Here is a 16,610-nt window from a genome sequence, read left to right as displayed (position 1 = left end):
GCAATTGGGAATGGGTAAGAGGAAATAAAATTACCGATTACTTATTCCCAACACCAGAAAAAGGAGAAACTATGAAAAAAGCTTTTAACTTTGTTGACCTGTGCTTTGTTGTCGATACAACTGGCAGTATGGGTTCGTTTATCCAAGCAGCAAAGCAACAGTTACTCGATACGATTAGCTTGCTGAAAGCTGATAGCGGTATCGACTTACAAGTAGGTTTGGTGGAATACCGCGACCACCCACCACAAGACAATTCTTTTGTAACTCGTGTCTATCCGCTGACTGCTAATTTGACGGAGATGCAGAAGGCAATTAACCAGCTAAAGGCTGATGGCGGTGGTGATGGCCCGGAAGCGGTTTATAGCGGTGTCCGCGATGCTTGCGTGCAGATGAAATGGCGTTCTCACAGCTGCCGTTTTATCCTACTGGTTGGGGATGCGCCACCGCACGGTTTTGCTAAGTGGTTGCAAGAAATGCTTCCCACACAACAACGTGGCGGAAACGGCGATGCGTGGCCAAATGGTTGTCCTAGCGGTTTGGATGTGCGGTCGGTCGCCGCAGCTGCGGAAAATCAGCAGGTGACGGTTCATGCTTTGTGCATGGGTGGCGATGGGTTTACTACGCAGGCGTTCGGTGCGATCGCAACTGCTACTGGCGGTCAGTGTGCATCCGCTAGCAGCGCTAAGGATGTGATTAGTAAGATGGTTGCTATGCTCAAAGATGAATTCCGCGATTTGGAATTCGATCGACAGGTGTTAGAAACTGTCTTGAATCTAGGCAATGTGGATAGCACTCAGGTAGCCGATAGTTTGGCTTGTCCCCGACTGCAAGCTGCTGCTGCGATCGCACGTTTGGGAAAGCGAGGTTTCTTGGATTTTTAAGTACATAGAAACCCGGTTTCTCGAAGAAACCGGGTTTCTGGGGTACGCTACACCAAGGGTTGATTTTTAGGTGCGATCGCAATTCCATAACTTTGCTACTCAACTATTATTTTTATAAAAATGAGCGAAAATACAAACATTAACCCTTTTACCAAAGCTCACTTCGATTTTGATAGCTTACCCTTTTTAACCAATCCTTACAAACAGCTAAATCTCCAGGCTGTGGGGCTTGGTTTTATTCATTTACCACCTGATGAAGGCTACACTTTTACCCACAGCCATGCAGAGCAAGAAGAAGTTTATATCGTAGTTCAAGGACAGGGAACGATTCTGATTGATGGAGAACTAATACCAATTGAGCGGGGTGATTGCGTGCGAATTTCTCCATCAGCTAAAAGAGCGCTGAAGGCAGATAAAGAAAATGCTTTATTTGTTATTTGTGCGGGTGGAGTTGTTGCGGGTTATCCAAAAAATTCAAATTCGCGATATTTGATTGATGACGGTATCCCAGATTACGATGATATTCCTCCTTGGTATGAAGGAAACCCAGAAGTTGCAGCTAAAAATGCCAAATTAAAAGAGCGGATGTTAAAATCTCAAGCTAAGCGCCAACAGTCAGAAGAAGGATGAAGTTAGATAAAAACAATGCTACTCTACCGTCCAGTCGGATTAAAAGAACTCGAACTAATCGCGCAATCTGAATTTAAAGCTTTTCCACCCCGACTGCCCGAACAGCCTATCTTTTATCCAGTCCTCAATTTTGAGTATGCCGAACAAATTGCGCGAGACTGGAATACACAAAGTAATAGTTTCGCTGGATTTGTTACTAAATTTGAGGTGGAAGACGACTACGCTAACAAGTTTGCTGTTCGTGTTGTCGGTAGTAGCATTCATCAAGAACTATGGGTGCCAGCGGAACAATTGGCAGAATTTAACCGTCACATTGTTGGTAAAATTACAGTGGAAGCAGCTTACTACGGCGAGAAGTTTGTGGGCGAGATAAACCCAGAAACAAATCTGCCGAAAAGTATCCAAATATAACAAATTTTAGATTGAAACCGGAGGTTTAGATTGTAATTGTGGGAATTCTAACTGTCAACATCAATTCTTTTTTAAATCCAGTAAATAAACATGAAAGTTCATCAAGAACGCGGTTGGCCAAACAACGCGGAAGAAGCGATCGCCATCCAGCAACAACTACGAAAACAGGTCATCACAACTGATGATTTCGGTACGGTAAAATATGTTGCTGGCGTCGATGCAGCTTACATCGAAGGTGACAGCATCACGCGGGCGGCTGTAGTGGTGCTGAGTTTTCCCGATTTGCAAGTAAAAGATAGCGCGATCGCAACTCGTCCCACCTCCTTTCCCTACGTACCGGGATTTCTATCTTTCCGAGAAGTTCCCGCAGTATTAGATGCCTTGGCAAAACTCAGCATCGCACCCGATCTAATCTTATGCGACGGACAAGGTATCGCCCATCCGCATCGTTTTGGTTTGGCGTGTCATCTGGGGGTACTAACAGAAATACCGACAATTGGTGCAGCGAAAACTTTACTGATTGGCAAACACGCTGAATTACCCTTGGAACGAGGCAGTTGGCAACCTTTAATTGATAATGGCGAAACGATTGGTGCTGTTTTGCGGACGCAAAAAGGAGTAAAACCAATGTATGTTTCTGGCGGACATCGCGTGAGTTTGCCGAGTGCGATCGATTATGTTTTGCGTTGTGCTGCCAAATATCGTTTGCCAGAAACTACCCGCATGGCCGATCGCCTTAGCAGGTAGTTAAATTTGGTCAGCAATGCTTATATTACTTATCCTAAATCGCCATCGTCTTGTTCAAATCTGTGCAAGTTAGCCTCCAGCAAAGTACTAATTTGCTTGAAAAGTTCTTTGGGAGAACTCTTGCCCAAAGGTTGCCCTTTTAACAAAGTTTCTGGTTGTTCTAAGTAACGGGAAATCGCCTCACTTACCCTCTGGGCGATCGTCTCCTGAAGTTCTTCCTCCGCACGTTGGCGTTGATAGTCTGCACCTTCGTCTGTCGTAGCATACAACGGCGGCAAGCGATTGAGGGCATAAGCTGCGATGTCGCCGATATCCAGCAAACAGTCGCTAGTAGCTTCAAATTCCTCTATCTGCGCGATCGCCTCTTTGAGTACCAACTCCTCCATCAAATTAATAAACTGTTTTCGAGGCTGCATAAATGATTTTCCCCCATCCGATGACCCAGATTCTCCGCTAGTAGGAGGTCTGCGTCGTGGTAATGATGACAGATCGCCTGAGTCGCATTCCGCACAAGCCGTCCCATTATCGACGGATGTTATTGACCCAGGATGTTGCGGAGACGAGAAAGTTTGCATGATTTTATAATGTCGATTTTTTATACTGAGTCGCGCTCGCAATTAAGGAATACTTTATCGAAACCAAGTCACGTAGGCAATCCCTCCCTGTGGTGCTTTACCCCTCGGCCACCCTAATCAGAAAAATAATTTAAACAATTTTTTATTTTTGGAGGTAACGTTATGACTGATATGCGATCGGTTTACAAGGCGATCGCCCTAGCTGTCCAGCAGCAACTCGTAGAACAGTATTCTGTTCAAACAAAGGGTAAGAAATTGCCAAAGCTAAATATTAAGTTTTTCCGCAAAAGTTTAAAAACTCGTATTCGGCATATCCCATGAGCATTTTTAAAGTAGAAGTTGTCAAAATCAACAATGTATTACCTCATCCCAATGCAGACCGACTAGACATCGCCACTATTGAAGGGATGGCGTATCAGGTGATCGCCGCCAAGGGAAATTTTAAACCAGGCGATTTAGCATTTTACTTTCCGATCGACAGCGTTATCCCCGATCGCTTTCTAGATGAATTCGGGATTCGTCCTTACTATTCTAAAAAACTGCGGGCGGCCAAACTGCGGGGAATTTTCTCTGAAGGTTTGCTCATTCCAGTTGGCGATAACTTTGCGGGAAATGTTGGGGACGACTGCACGGAACATTTCGGCGTAACCAAGTACGAATACCCCATTCCCCAAACGATGAACGGGGATATGGAAACTGCGATCGGTCAATACAAATTCCCCAGTCCCGAAAACCTGAAGCGCTACCGAGATATTCTCTTTGATGGCGAAGAAGTTGTTGTCACCGAGAAAGTTCACGGAACGAATTTCAGCGTTTTAGTAGATGCTGAAGGTATAACTCACATTGGCAGTCACCATTACTTTTGGAAAAACAACGAAAATAACAAAACTCTGGTTTATGTGCGGGCGTACAACGATAACCCCATCCTCCATAAATTCCCCAAAAATACGCAAGTTTTTGGAGAAATTTACGGCGTGCAGGATATCAAGTATGGTTTGAAAGATGGTAAAATTGGAATAGTTATATTTGCTGTTCGGACAGAAGGGAAATTCCTAAATTATCCCGACTTCGTAGCGTTTTGCCAAGAATTTAATCTGCCGAGAGTACCTGTACTTTATATTGGTGCTTACAGTTGGGAAGCAATATCTCAGTTTAATAATGCCAATAGCGTACTAAATCCTAATAGCATGATGGAAGGCGTTATCGTGCAACCAACGCTCGAAAGAACGCATCCAGAAATCGGTCGAGTAGTGCTGAAACTGATAAGCGATCGCTACCTGCTTCGTCAAGAAGGTACGGAATTGCATTAGTAGCTTAGGGTGCGTTAAACGCACCCCATAAACAATGTAAAAATATTTCAAATTATGCAAATAAGGGAGTGAAGAAAGATGACTGTAAAACCTTGGGCTAGTTTCCCCTTAGCTGGAGGTGTAAATCAAGCACTTTCTGCCCTAGAAGTGGGGATGCACATCGCCCTAATTGCCACATTTGACCTCAAAAACTGCCATATAAATGAAACAGTAGAATCAGTTTTGGCAAATCCTGAATTAGAAGAATTTGATTATATTCCAGTTAACGATCGCGACAACATCATCGGCGTTTTCCATCGCCAAACTTCCAGCCTCGATCGGGTGGAAATATCCGTAGGCGAAGTCATGCAAAAAATCGATGAATCAATCATCATTTCCGCTAACGCCAGTCTGCTTTCCTTTATCGAAGATGCCGACAATCAACCTTTCCGCTTCATCCTTCATGGCAAACGCATCGTTGGAATTGTCACTCTCAGCGACTTGCAAAAATTCGCCGTCCGTCCCGTACTATTCGCATTAATTACTTGCGTCGAACTACTTTTAGCAGAGTGGTTGCGACAAAAATATCCAGACGAAAACGAATGGCTGGCAACTCTTTCTGAGAGTCGATCGACTATAATTGAACAGAGATGGATTGCGTGGAAAAACGACAATATGGCAATGGATAAAGCCAGCGTTACCGAATTTTGCGATAAGCGAGATGCAGCCCTTAATCTCGGTGCGTTCCCAAACAAAACTGCTGCTAGAAAAAAACTGAAAGAGGTGGAATCTTTACGTCACGCAGTTACCCACTCCGGCGATTACGCGCTGACTCCCGAAAATGCCAGAAATCTAGCCCGTACCGTTCGTTACGCACGAGAAGCGATCGCAATTCTTCAAGATTCTTTACAAGTCAAAATATGAACGATATGTAGCAAGGGCTTGTGGGTGCTTTCCGGCGCTACGAAGAAACCGGGTTTCTGGGCTGCACTTCCATCGAACTGCGATCGCAAATCTTTTCTCCCTGAATTGTAGTACACTATAAAACAAACACTTGCGCGTCTTTGAGCGATGGGGAGATAGCCGCACAAACTATGCCAGTAATTGTGAAAAGTCGCCGCACCTCGATCGATAACTTACGCAAACACTATGGAGAAGCTACTATTATTGACGTTACCTCTCGCGGTTCGGAACCTTGGATTCGATTCAGCCCATTTTATCCTCACGGTAACATTCCCGTTCCCTTTTCGCCTGGATACTTTAGCATGACAGTCGAAGGCATCTGGCAAGGCTTAAAAGTTTTCGAGTCAGCCGATGTAGACCCTAGCAAACTGATGATAACTAACATGAAAGGTATCAAGCGCACCCAACGCACTCACGGAAAAGTGCTGGGTCATCGGGCTGGATTAACAGGAGAGCGATTGTTATCTTACGCAGAAGCGCGTCGCGCCATCTATCTACCCTCATATAAATGGGTGTTGGAAAATTGCCTTCAGAACTTTCTCTCTCAAATTCAACAGCTTAGTGCAGACAAGACATTATTATTATTAGACTACGAAACTAACTGCGATCTAGATAATTTATCAAAGCCTTTATCACACGCAAGTTTAATCAAGCGATACCTGGAAAATGATTGGCCTTCTTAGTATTATATCTCGGTACAGTGGAGGCTTTACCTCTTGTCAAACTGGTAATGTAAAATAAAATGACTGGCTTATGAACGATTCTCGTCTAGTTAAAATCAGCAAATATCTGAGCAAATACCTACGTCACACTCCCGAAGAAATTGGCCTCAAACTTGCAGAAGGAGGTTGGGTTTCCGTAAATGAACTACTAGCCGCTTCTGCAAAGCACAACTTTCCCATCTCCCCCGACCAGTTGAATGAAGTAGTCGCCAAAAACAATAAAAAACGGTTTTCCTTCGACACCACAGGCACTTTAATTCGGGCTAACCAAGGGCATAGTGTCGAAATCGATTTGCAATTAGAACCCACTCTTCCTCCAAATGTGCTATACCACGGTACAGGACATCGCGCCGTCGAGTCCATTCTGGAAAACGGGCTTAACAAAATGTCACGACACCACGTCCATCTATCGACAGATATTGCTACAGCAAAAGCAGTGGGCAAACGGCACGGAAACCCAGTCGTTTTTGCAGTAGACGCTACCCGAATGCACCGGGATGGTTACGAATTTTACTGTTCTGATAATGGAGTTTGGTTAGTGGATAATGTTCCGCCCGCATATCTCAAGCAGATATAATTGAGTGAGTGCAACTATGCAACAAATCAAATCCTGCGGCATAATTGTTATGCGTACTGAACCCCAGTTAAGTTTTTTGCTCATGCAGAAACCCCATCGCTATGACTTGCCAAAAGGTCATATGGAACCTGGAGAAGATGAGTGGAGTTGCGCCCTCCGCGAATTGCATGAGGAAACTGGTATTGCCGCCAGCAATTTAGAACTCGATCGCGAATTTCGTTTCACCACTACCTACCTAAGATCCGCCGAAAGATATGACGGTGAAACAGTCAACAAAACAGTGGTGATATTTCTGGGATGGCTCAAACAAAAAGTCAAGATCGAACTCAGCGAACACAGCGGTTATAAATGGGTAAAATGGAAACCACCCCATACAATCCAGAAAAAAACTATCGATCCACTACTCGCGCAACTAGAAATTTATTTTCGTGAAAAGGGAGCTAAAATTATTGTCTAATAGATATCTCGGCAGGCATCCTGCCTACCCCACACAAATTTTTGGAAATGTCTCATAAACTTGTGCTAAAAATCGACAAAAAAGTTCATTTAAAATTAGGAAAACCAGGATCGACAAATTAAAATTATGGGGTCAGGATATTTTAACAACGACGACGCTCCCGTAAATCAAAATCCCCAAGCAAAAGGCTTACTCGGATCTGGTTGGAGACCCTTATCCCGGCAGTTCAACTGGGATTTTTTCTGGCATCTTTTATCTCAGGATTCTTGGCAACTAAGTCAGAAGGCTCTAGCTGTAGCTAGCGATATTGCCGATGCGATGGGTCGCAACGAATATACCTGGTGGGCTAATTTATTAAATGTTTTTTCTGAAAATACGCGATACAAAGTAGATGAATTTTGGAATTACGTCACCCCCGAACCCCTCGCCCCTAATTATCGATGTAAAGAAGTTCTGAATACCGAAACTCCGATCGCGCAAACAGTCAGCCGGGACAGCATTCCCATTGATTACGTCCTCAACCGCTTACAAGAAATTACTGTCCTCAAAATACTGGATTTATTGGGTCGTCCCGATGTAATTACCCAGTATTATATGGAGCGCTATTACTATTATCCAGTAGCTCGTTTTGTTAACTGGGATCGCCTGGAAACATTAGGAACAATTTATGCGTACTGGTCTAAGTATGAAGTTTGGCTGCAAGTAGACACTTACGAAAAGGGACGCAAATATTATAGCATAATGTCTAATAATTTAGCGCCCTTAATTAACAAAGCTACTTACAATTTGGCAGTGATGCTGAGCGGCTACAAAAGCCGTGTCGGGCAAATTCACAGCCAGTTTCCCATTAAAAGTTTTCCCGCCGATATCCAAAGTTTTACCGATAAAATACAGCAGGCAATCCTCGACCAAAATCAGTTAGCTGTTCTCGTACACGGAGAACCGGGAACAGGTAAAACCGCATGGACTCAAGCAGTGGCAAAAGAAATCTTAATGCCGCTGGGATACGTAATTTTTATCCTCGATCACGATGCGGTGGAAAATTTTGTACCGCCAAGTTACTTAGAGCGAATTTGTCTGATTATTAACGAAGCGGATAACTTAGCTCAAGATCGAGGTGGCGAGGCGGCTCAATATAATAACAAAACAGAACATATTTTGAGTTTGCTGGATGGTACTTTGTACCAAAGCGTGATAGAAGAAGGCGGTATCCAGGCACAACAAAAGTTAGTTGTTTTAATGACTTGTAACACAACTGAAAGATTAGATCCGGCAGTTTTACGCAAAGGTAGGGTTGATTTCATTTATGAATTTGTGCATCGATTTGTCTAATAGATATTTATTCCAAAAAAATCTTAAAGGCAGGCAGGATGCCTCCCCCACAAGAATTTTTGGAGATGTTTATTAGACCTCTCCTCCAAAAGAATCTTAAAGGCAGGCAGGATGCCTACCCCACAAGAATTTTTGGAGATGTCTGATGTATTTAGGCTCAGATTTTTGTTGAAAAGTCAATAGCAATTTCTAAATTACAAGGTAAAAGTCAGTGGCAGATATCCGCAAAATCCTTAACCAAATTTCTGCACAAGAAATGCAGTTGCGCGATCGCCAATTTCTCGCACCCTGCGTGCGTGGTGGAGCGGTAAAAACAAGAGTTGCTCATATCATTTATAATTTTGCACCCAAACCGCACAATTTTGAAGGATGGGGTATTTTTCAGCCAGTCGATGAAAAAATCGCTGAGGTAATTGACGAACCCAATTTACCGCAGATGGCGGAATATCTCAAGCTTTTACAACCGATGCGTCTGCGGTTAGCTTATGTTTTGCGAGGTAAAACTTGGTTAGCTTATCCAGTTAACGAATCTGATGCCAAACAGCGTTTTGGGATTGCCAAACCTGTAGCAGTACATTTAGTTAATGATGGGGCAACTTTTGAGCAGATAATTGCGCGTTGGGATGGCGGTTCGTGGTGGTTCGATGAGTGCGATCGCCGTGCCGATCCCCTAGTACCGGAACAACTAAAAGAAGCACTGAAAAAAGTGATTTCGCCAGCAGAATTGCGCTTTAAAGGGGTAACCCCAGAAATGCGTACAATCTACGATTTGGTAGCGCAACAGGCAAAGGAATTTGCCGCTCAGATGCAGCAAAAACGCGATGAAAAACGTTTAATTTCAGCATTGCGACAAGGCGGCGGCGAGTTACGGGAATTTCGCGATCGCAACGACCATTGGTTAGTTGAATGGACTACTGCTGATGGCGAATTTCACAGTTCTGCTATTTCCAAAAATGACCTCACTGTTGTTAGTTCTGGCATTTGTTTGAGCGGACGCGATCGCGACTTTGATTTACAATCCCTCGTTGGCGTCATGGAAGGGAATAGGGACTAGGGAAGAGGGGGGAGTGGGGAGAAAAGTCAAAAGTCAAAAGTCAAAATTCCTCCCTTTTCCCTCTTCCCCTAGCCCCTAGCCCCTAGCCCCTATTCCCTAGCCCCTTTCTTTTGACTTTCTATGTCTATTTTTTTTCACGAACAACGCTATCGCACATCTGAGGTGATGGCACAAATACGCGACTTTGCAGTCACCATCTGCGGCGCGGGTGCTTTGGGTGCAAATATTGCTGAAAGTCTGGCGCGATCGGGTTTTGGTAAACTGAAGGTAATCGATCGCGATCGTATCGAGGAACACAATCTTTCCACCCAACCATACTACCGTTCCGATATCGGTGCTTTCAAAGCGAAGATGCTGGCAAATTCACTCTACCGCGCCTTGGGAGTGAATGCAGAGGCACAATCAAAAGAATTAACATCTGCCAATGCAGCACAATTACTGAACGGCACATTTTTAGTTATCGATACTTTTGATAATAGCGTTGCCCGTCAAGCTGTAAAAGACTACTGCGAAACTGCCAAACTGCCTTGCCTTCACGTTGGATTAGGCGGAGATTACGGCGAAGTAATTTGGAACGAACTTTACCGCGTCCCCTCTCCCGCAAACGACGATGTGTGCGATTATCCCCTAGCGCGTAATTTGGTGACCCTGACAGTTGCTGTCGCCTGCGAAGTTATGATTACCTTTGTTGCCACACAACAGCGACAGAATTTCACAATCACCTTGAGGGACTTAGCAGTTAAACCATTTGCCTAGCGATCGAATTCAAAAAGTCCTGTAGTCTATCCTAACTACAGGACTGTTCAACTAATAAAGATATAACAGCAAACTCAGTTTTACCACAAGGTCGCAATTCATCTCCTGTCAAACTGCGTTATGACGGGAGATGAATTGCGACCAGCCAAACCAAATTGAACGCAGCGAATCAATATAGTTTGACAATGATATTTGCCCAAGCTATAATGTCACTAATCCTCAATTGATAGCGCGATGTTAACAGCTTTGAAGGTCAGATTGTATCCGAACAAAGAGCAGCAGATAGCCTTAGCTAAAAACTTTGGCTGCTGCCGCTTTGTTTGGAACTATTACCTAAACAAGACTAACACGCAATATCAAGAAACAGGAAAAGGTTTAAGCTACTACGATATGGCGAAAGATTTAACGCAACTGAAGAAACATGAGAATTTCTTGTGGTTAAAAGAAGCGTCATCTTCCGCATTGCAGCAATCACTTAAAAACCTAGAAGCAGCACTTAAGAATTTCTTTGAACATCGGGCTGGATTCCCGAAGTTTAAAAGTAAGCATAGAAAGCAATCCCTGAGATATCCAGCAGGCTGCTCAATAAAAAATAACGGTATCCAACTTCCCAAGTTGGGAGTTGTTAAAGCGGTAATCTCAAAAAAGCTTGGGAGCGAAATTAAATCTGTGACCGTCTCAAAAGACAGTACAGATAAATATTTCGCCGCTATTTTGTGGGAAGTTGAAGATACCCTAACGATCGAAGATGGTAAGATTTCGGGAATTGATTTAGGTCTTAATTCCTTGGTGACAGTGTTTGATGGGGAGACAACTTACAAAGTCGATCCAATCAAACCCACTAGGAAATATGCCAAACGACTGAGGCGGAGACAACAATCATTATCTCGGAAAAAGCTTGGCTCTAATAATCGGAAAAAACAGGTTAAGAAAGTAGCTAAGGTTCATCAGAAAATAGCAAATACTAGACTTGATTTCCTACATAAACTCTCTCGTAAATTAGTTGACGAAAACCAAGTCATTGTAGTAGAAGACATTTGTGTAAAAGGCGTCGCACGTACCAAGTTAGCGAAATCTGTTTTAGATGCTGGATTTGGAATGCTGGTAAATTTCTTAGCGTCCAAATTGAAAAGAGTTGGGGGAACACTTGTAGAGGTTGATAAATTTTTCCCTAGTACAAAGCTTTGTAATTATTGCAAGTTTAAGAATGATTCCCTTACCTTAAAGGATAGGGAATGGACTTGCCCAAAATGCGGAACCCACCATGATAGGGACTCAAATGCAACAAAAAACATTAGGGAAGAAGGCATTAGAATTCTATCAACAAATACCGATGGGCAGTCGGAACTTCAAGCTTGTGGAGAAGATCTAAGACTCGTTAGTAATTCTACTAAAAAGCGTTCTTCTGTGAAACAAGAATCTCCCGTTATAGCGTCAGCTTAACGGGAGAGTGTCAAACCATTCTATTTTGGTAGGCTGCAAGATTGCTAATTGCCAATCGGCGATCGCGGTAACGGAGCAACGATCGGACATATATAGTGTAGAGGTTGCCCCTCTGTTTTGCGCCTATCTGCTTACCCGCTTTCCCGCTCAAGAACTCGAAGCACTTTAGTAGCGTCGCCGAGAGTCGCCACGACTGTTGTTTCCCCAGCCAGCAGCAGAAGGTTTTCTTTCTTCGCGAGGCTTTGCTTTATTAACTTTTAGATCGCGACCCATCCATTCAGCACCATCAAGAGCTTCAATAGCAGCTGCTTCTTCAGCATCTGTTGCCATTTCCACAAAACCAAATCCGCGAGAGCGACCTGTCTCGCGGTCAACGGGGATCTGAACCCGCTTCACTGTGCCGTAATCTGCAAAAACTCTGCTTAGGTCATCTTGAGTAACTTGGTAGGATAGGTTGCCTACATAAATAGACATGGAATATCTCCGAAATCAGACGAACGTAACCATTGAAATTCGGAGAGATTCCTGTCAATATTTCTCTTCATACCAACAACAAACACTGCACCGAATTCAACTGTCATGATATAGTTTAGCACAAAAGTTAAAATGAAGAGCTTTTCCAAACCAAAATTTCCTATTTTGGGTGATGTCGGATCGGTATAAGTGGGATAAGCATTTGCGCTTCTCGTCTCTATAACCGCACCACTAAACTGGGGTCAAGATCCTGCAATTTAGGGCAACCGCTCAAAGCCATTGCCACATCCAGTTCATCTCGTAACAGTTCCAGGACGTGGCCAACACCAGCTTCTCCACCAACAGCTAATCCCCATAAGACAGGGCGTCCCAACAATACTGCTTTTGCACCCAAAGCCAACGCTTTAATAATATCTGTGCCGCGACGGATACCCCCATCGACAAGTACATCTACTTTGTCCCCGACAGCAGCAACAACTTCACTCAAAGCATCGATCGATGCGATCGATCCATCCAATTGTCTCCCCCCATGATTGGAAACAATTACTGCTTTGGCTCCATATTCCACTGCTCGATCGGCATCGTCTCCTCGCAATATTCCTTTTACTACTAAAGGTAGATGCGAAATTGATTGCAACCACTCTAAATCTTTCCAAGTTAGTGCTGGATTCAGCTGCTCTAAAAAATAGGTAAACAAACCCGATTCACCTGCTTTGAAAGAAATCTCTAAATCTGCTATATTATCAAGGTTTGCCAATGCCATACCCGATGGCAAAACAAATTGATTGCGCCGATCTTTCTCTCTTCGTCCCAACACAGGCGCATCCACAGTCAAGCAAAGCGCCTGAAAACCAGCTTGGCTTGCTCGTTCTACCAGTGCCTTTGTCAAACCCCTATCCCGATGCACATATAGTTGAAACCAGCGCAGACAATCTATTTTCCCAACTTCCTCCACACTCTTTGTTGCTAAGGTACTCAGCACCATTACTGTACCCAGCTGACGCACAGCTTTGGCAGTAGCAATTTCTCCTTCTGGATGTGCCAAACACTGAAAAGCCATCGGCGCAACCAAAATTGGCATTTTCAGCGCTTGACCCAGTACAGTAGTACTTAAATCCCGCTGACTCACATCCACCAGCATTCGGGGACGCAGTTTATACCGTTCAAATGCCGCACGGTTATCTCGCAGCGTAATTTCGTCCCACGCACCGCTGGCGTAGTAGTCTAGCGCCATCTGAGATAGATGCTTGGCAGCTAGGGTTTCGTACTCAAATAGATTGATCGGTTGAATAGAAGCAGTCATCTGTAGCTATCAAAGAATGCGATCGCGCATCAGCCCTCTGCATCGCTCAAACTAGAACCTCCCTATTCACCAGATCGGGGACTAGCTCAAAGTCTTCTTAGGCGCTAAATTGAGATTAGCGCAAACAAGATGCCATTGGCAAAGCAGATATTTATATGTCTAGTTCCGATCCCGCCACTCAGCCACAGCTAGAGAATTTTAAAGTCTTTTCCAAACACGTCGGAGTTTGGCAGGGAAAATGGATACGCCTGGATGCAGACGGTCAAGAAATCGAACGTTTCACAGGTGTTGTCACTAAGAAGATAATTGATAATCAATGGTTCCAAACCAACACTTATCAATATGCTGACGGTAAAACTGTCACCCAAAATTTTGTCGGAATTGTGGCGGGTGTCGGCGCAATCAAAATTGAAAGTTCAGAGCCTCCTTTTTCTAACTTCGCTACCCTGGCAGAAGAATACAGCGAAAACACAATTCTTTTCCGGATTTGGGATAAAGCGACTGGAGTACTAATTGGGATCGAAACCATCGTCCTGAGCGATGAAAATAATTGTATACGCACAAGTCAAGGATATACATTGGATGGCAAATTCAAAGGTGGTTTGATGATTGTAGAACACAAAATTGAGTCCTGAATTAGAATTACACGAACTTAAAATTAGGCCATGTCAAAGTCTTTATTGCCAATAGTAAGTGTAGCATCTGCGATTGGTTTGCTAAGTATCGCCTTGAGTGTGGTAGGTGCAGCACCTAAAACACCAGATGTGCGGGTAGCTCAACAACCTAACTGCAACAACCCTCAAACTCAAAGCGAAATGAATGCCTGTGCTGGCATATCCTATCAAAACGCAGATAGAAAATTAAATCAAGTTTACCAACAACTGCTTCCCAAGTTACCAGCAGCGCGAAAACAAAAATTAGTTGCCGCACAGCAAGCTTGGATAAAGTTTCGCGATGCCAGTTGTGTGTTTGAACGAAGCGAAGTTGAGGGGGGAAGTATGGCTCCCATGATTTACGGTAATTGTTTGGCAACTGTCACAGAGCAGCGCACAAAAGATTTAGAGGGATATCTAGATGCCCTAAATAATAGATAATTTTTCATTCTTTGCTTTTGAGGTGCGATCGCATACTATTTCGTAAGCGATCGCACCTCATTACTGCCCGCAAAGCCTATCCACATATTATACTAAATCCAAACAAATGCTCAACAAACTTATCCCCACTTCTGCGCTTGCCCTTACTATGGCAGCCGCTAATTTCTATCTCCCACAAAATGCGATCGCCCAACGAGCAAATACCACCGTACCCATTCGCCAAATCCTCGCCAAAATCAAAAACAAAACCCAAGTGCCGATATTTCTTCCCAGCAGCATTCCCTCATCAGATAGATTTTATTTTAATACCCAAGCAACCAGAAATAACTACGTCGTTTTCTTCGATTATACTCCCAATTGTCAGGGAACAACAGCTTGCAATATGGGTGCGATCGATGCCGAAAAAGGCGGACAATTTATCACCCCAATGCAAGGTACAACCAGAACATTTAAAAATATCCAATTAGCGGGGAGAACAAGAGGCATTTTTCACAACGGGTGCGGTGCATATTGCACAGCTTCAGTCGAATGGCAAAATCAGGGAGTTCTCTATCGAGTATCCATTAAAAACGGACGAGAAGCAGAAACTGTGCAGATAGCAAATTCGGCGATTCAAGCTGGCAGACGTTAAATTCATTACGCGATACTGAGGTACAAAAAAAACCGCTAAATAAGAGCGAAACCGGGTTTCTTTGTTACATTTGATTTACGTGAAAACCATTTGTGCGATCGCACTCCTCCATACCCATATCTCCTGCTGTACCCTTGAAGATGTAGCATTACCACCGATACAATGTCTAAAATTACCGTTGAAGAAGCCAGTCAAAACCTCCAAGCTATCCTAGAACAAGTAGCAAAAGGAGAAGAGGTGAGCCTCTGGCAGGATGGAAAAGTAGTAGCCAGATTAGTTCCGCCACTCACAAAGGAGGAATGGTTAGCCAAAATGGATAAATTTCGTGCTTCTATTCAAGTCAAGGGTGAACCAATGAGTCAAACAGTAATTAAGCTAAGGCAAGAGGAACGCTATTGATTTATTTAGACACCAGTGTTATCGTTCTTTTCTACTTGCCAGAAGCTCTCAGTATTGCTATTCTCGAATTACTGGCAATAGAAGAGCAACCAGCGTTGAGTCAGTTAGTAGAAATGTTTTCCGCATTATCTCGCAGAGTGCGAATGAGGGAAATATCCCAAGAGCAAGCAAGAGAGATAGCCGAGCAATTTCAAATTCACCTAGACGGCGGTTTCTATACCCGTATACCATTAGAACCAATTCATTATCAGCAAGCGCGTGAGTGGATTGCGCGTTTCGATACGGCTTTACGTACTCTTGATGCTATACATTTAGCAATTGCCGCCGCCAACGATTTGCGTTTGGTAACAGCTGACGAAACACTCGCGGAAGCAGGTAATGTTTTCGGAATAACAGTTCAATTAATTACACCATAAAGTAATTCAATTTTTTTAGCGATCGCACTCTTCAAATAAATCTATCTCCTCAGTAAAAGCGATCGCACTAGCTTTCGGGATAATTCATAAATTACCCCGAAAGCTAACTACTACGGTTCTATCCCTAACTCTCGCAAACGTCGCGCTAAATATTCTGCGCGTTGTTCGGCTTCAGAAGCGCGTTGTTCGGCTTCAGAAGCACGTTGTCGCTCCATTTCTGCTTGCTGCTGTGCCGCTTCAGCATCATTGACACTCAAGAGCCCTAAAGGGACGGGGATTCTTCATTCATAGACTCAGCTTGCTTGCGACTGGATTACTCCAGCCAAAGTAGCGGCCAAATCTCCTGAAGCGTTCGGATCTTCGATCCAAGTTCCGGTATGCCCTACCGTACTCAAGGCTACTTTTAGAATCATCAGTGCCGCATTCCAATCCCTGTCCAAAATCAATCCACATTTA

Annotated in this window: 23 protein-coding genes and 1 pseudogene; 19 read left to right on the top strand and 5 right to left on the bottom strand. The window is 43.8% G+C overall.

The window, feature by feature from the left end:
• Positions 1-71 precede the first annotated feature (71 nt).
• From H6G03_RS16810 to nfi, 4 genes are all read left to right on the top strand, one after another.
• Entirely contained in the window at positions 72-881 is an 810-nt protein-coding gene (locus H6G03_RS16810) for a vWA domain-containing protein (protein WP_190465691.1), read from the top strand.
• A gap of 120 nt (positions 882-1,001) precedes the next feature.
• A complete protein-coding gene (locus tag H6G03_RS16805) occupies positions 1,002-1,511 on the top strand; it encodes a cupin domain-containing protein (RefSeq protein WP_190465689.1) in 510 nt (169 codons plus the stop codon).
• A gap of 15 nt (positions 1,512-1,526) precedes the next feature.
• Positions 1,527-1,922, top strand: a complete 396-nt coding sequence (locus tag H6G03_RS16800; protein WP_190465687.1) for an ADP-ribosylation/crystallin J1 — start codon at positions 1,527-1,529, stop codon at positions 1,920-1,922.
• Between the two features lie 90 nt (positions 1,923-2,012).
• Entirely contained in the window at positions 2,013-2,669 is a 657-nt protein-coding gene (gene nfi, locus H6G03_RS16795) for a deoxyribonuclease V (RefSeq protein WP_190465685.1), read from the top strand.
• 29 nt (positions 2,670-2,698) lie between these two features.
• Here nfi and H6G03_RS16790 read toward each other — a convergent pair whose 3' ends face one another.
• Positions 2,699-3,244 (bottom strand): late competence development ComFB family protein, encoded by a 546-nt coding sequence (locus H6G03_RS16790; RefSeq protein WP_190465683.1) that lies wholly within the window; start codon positions 3,242-3,244, stop codon positions 2,699-2,701.
• Between the two features lie 162 nt (positions 3,245-3,406).
• On the opposite strand from H6G03_RS16790, the gene H6G03_RS16785 reads away from it, so the two are divergent.
• The 10 genes from H6G03_RS16785 (at position 3,407) to H6G03_RS16740 (ending at position 11,837) form a co-directional block, all read left to right on the top strand.
• Positions 3,407-3,565, top strand: a complete 159-nt coding sequence (locus tag H6G03_RS16785) for a hypothetical protein (protein ID WP_190465681.1) — start codon at positions 3,407-3,409, stop codon at positions 3,563-3,565.
• Positions 3,562-4,554, top strand: coding sequence for an RNA ligase family protein (locus H6G03_RS16780; protein WP_190465679.1), 993 nt, complete (start codon positions 3,562-3,564; stop codon positions 4,552-4,554). The genes H6G03_RS16785 and H6G03_RS16780 overlap by 4 nt, the downstream gene beginning before the upstream one ends.
• A 78-nt stretch (positions 4,555-4,632) precedes the next feature.
• Positions 4,633-5,457: a hypothetical protein gene (locus H6G03_RS16775; protein ID WP_190465678.1), complete on the top strand. Its 825-nt coding sequence runs from the start codon at positions 4,633-4,635 to the stop codon at positions 5,455-5,457.
• A gap of 170 nt (positions 5,458-5,627) precedes the next feature.
• Positions 5,628-6,179 (top strand): DUF6939 family protein, encoded by a 552-nt coding sequence (locus tag H6G03_RS16770; RefSeq protein ID WP_190465677.1) that lies wholly within the window; start codon positions 5,628-5,630, stop codon positions 6,177-6,179.
• 70 nt (positions 6,180-6,249) lie between these two features.
• A complete protein-coding gene (locus tag H6G03_RS16765) occupies positions 6,250-6,795 on the top strand; it encodes an RNA 2'-phosphotransferase (RefSeq protein ID WP_190465676.1) in 546 nt (181 codons plus the stop codon).
• A gap of 16 nt (positions 6,796-6,811) precedes the next feature.
• On the top strand, positions 6,812-7,252 hold the full coding sequence (locus H6G03_RS16760) for a bis(5'-nucleosyl)-tetraphosphatase (protein ID WP_190465673.1): 441 nt from the start codon (positions 6,812-6,814) through the stop codon (positions 7,250-7,252).
• A gap of 126 nt (positions 7,253-7,378) precedes the next feature.
• Positions 7,379-8,584 (top strand): AAA family ATPase, encoded by a 1,206-nt coding sequence (locus H6G03_RS16755; protein ID WP_190465670.1) that lies wholly within the window; start codon positions 7,379-7,381, stop codon positions 8,582-8,584.
• Between the two features lie 211 nt (positions 8,585-8,795).
• Complete coding sequence (locus tag H6G03_RS16750; protein ID WP_190465669.1) at positions 8,796-9,638, top strand: hypothetical protein; 843 nt, start codon at positions 8,796-8,798, stop codon at positions 9,636-9,638.
• Between the two features lie 120 nt (positions 9,639-9,758).
• Positions 9,759-10,394 carry a HesA/MoeB/ThiF family protein gene (locus tag H6G03_RS16745; RefSeq protein WP_190465667.1) on the top strand — a complete coding sequence of 212 codons (636 nt, stop codon included), beginning with the start codon at positions 9,759-9,761 and terminating at the stop codon, positions 10,392-10,394.
• 234 nt (positions 10,395-10,628) lie between these two features.
• A complete protein-coding gene (locus H6G03_RS16740) occupies positions 10,629-11,837 on the top strand; it encodes an RNA-guided endonuclease InsQ/TnpB family protein (protein ID WP_190465665.1) in 1,209 nt (402 codons plus the stop codon).
• Positions 11,838-12,002: 165 nt separating this feature from the next.
• On the opposite strand, the gene H6G03_RS16730 is transcribed toward H6G03_RS16740, so the two are convergent.
• Both H6G03_RS16730 and H6G03_RS16725 read right to left on the bottom strand, forming a co-directional pair.
• Complete coding sequence (locus tag H6G03_RS16730) at positions 12,003-12,311, bottom strand: RNA recognition motif domain-containing protein (RefSeq protein WP_190465661.1); 309 nt, start codon at positions 12,309-12,311, stop codon at positions 12,003-12,005.
• A 217-nt stretch (positions 12,312-12,528) separates the two neighbouring features.
• Positions 12,529-13,614, bottom strand: a complete 1,086-nt coding sequence (locus H6G03_RS16725; protein ID WP_190465659.1) for an alpha-hydroxy acid oxidase — start codon at positions 13,612-13,614, stop codon at positions 12,529-12,531.
• Positions 13,615-13,769: 155 nt separating this feature from the next.
• On the opposite strand from H6G03_RS16725, the gene H6G03_RS16720 reads away from it, so the two are divergent.
• The 5 genes from H6G03_RS16720 (at position 13,770) to H6G03_RS16700 (ending at position 16,154) form a co-directional block, all read left to right on the top strand.
• Entirely contained in the window at positions 13,770-14,249 is a 480-nt protein-coding gene (locus tag H6G03_RS16720) for a DUF3598 family protein (protein WP_190465657.1), read from the top strand.
• Positions 14,250-14,279: 30 nt separating this feature from the next.
• Positions 14,280-14,708 carry a lysozyme inhibitor LprI family protein gene (locus H6G03_RS16715; RefSeq protein WP_190465655.1) on the top strand — a complete coding sequence of 143 codons (429 nt, stop codon included), beginning with the start codon at positions 14,280-14,282 and terminating at the stop codon, positions 14,706-14,708.
• Positions 14,709-14,814: 106 nt separating this feature from the next.
• Positions 14,815-15,339 carry a hypothetical protein gene (locus H6G03_RS16710; protein WP_190465653.1) on the top strand — a complete coding sequence of 175 codons (525 nt, stop codon included), beginning with the start codon at positions 14,815-14,817 and terminating at the stop codon, positions 15,337-15,339.
• Positions 15,340-15,501: 162 nt separating this feature from the next.
• Positions 15,502-15,738 (top strand): type II toxin-antitoxin system Phd/YefM family antitoxin, encoded by a 237-nt coding sequence (locus H6G03_RS16705; RefSeq protein WP_190465651.1) that lies wholly within the window; start codon positions 15,502-15,504, stop codon positions 15,736-15,738.
• Positions 15,735-16,154: a type II toxin-antitoxin system VapC family toxin gene (locus H6G03_RS16700; protein WP_190465649.1), complete on the top strand. Its 420-nt coding sequence runs from the start codon at positions 15,735-15,737 to the stop codon at positions 16,152-16,154. Before H6G03_RS16705 ends, H6G03_RS16700 begins: the two co-directional genes overlap by 4 nt.
• 110 nt (positions 16,155-16,264) lie before the next feature.
• Here the strand turns inward: H6G03_RS16700 and H6G03_RS16695 are convergent, their stop codons facing one another.
• Together H6G03_RS16695 and H6G03_RS38090 are read right to left on the bottom strand one after the other, a co-directional pair.
• Positions 16,265-16,411 (bottom strand): hypothetical protein, encoded by a 147-nt coding sequence (locus H6G03_RS16695; protein ID WP_190465647.1) that lies wholly within the window; start codon positions 16,409-16,411, stop codon positions 16,265-16,267.
• 5 nt (positions 16,412-16,416) lie between these two features.
• Positions 16,417-16,610: pseudogene (locus H6G03_RS38090) on the bottom strand (RNA-guided endonuclease TnpB family protein); the annotation flags it as partial.

Source organism: Aerosakkonema funiforme FACHB-1375, from assembly GCF_014696265.1.
GTDB classification, from domain to species: Bacteria; Cyanobacteriota; Cyanobacteriia; order Cyanobacteriales; family Aerosakkonemataceae; genus Aerosakkonema; species Aerosakkonema funiforme_A.
Note: the sequence above shows the minus strand (reverse complement) of the source record. Positions and strands in the feature narration are given on the sequence as shown.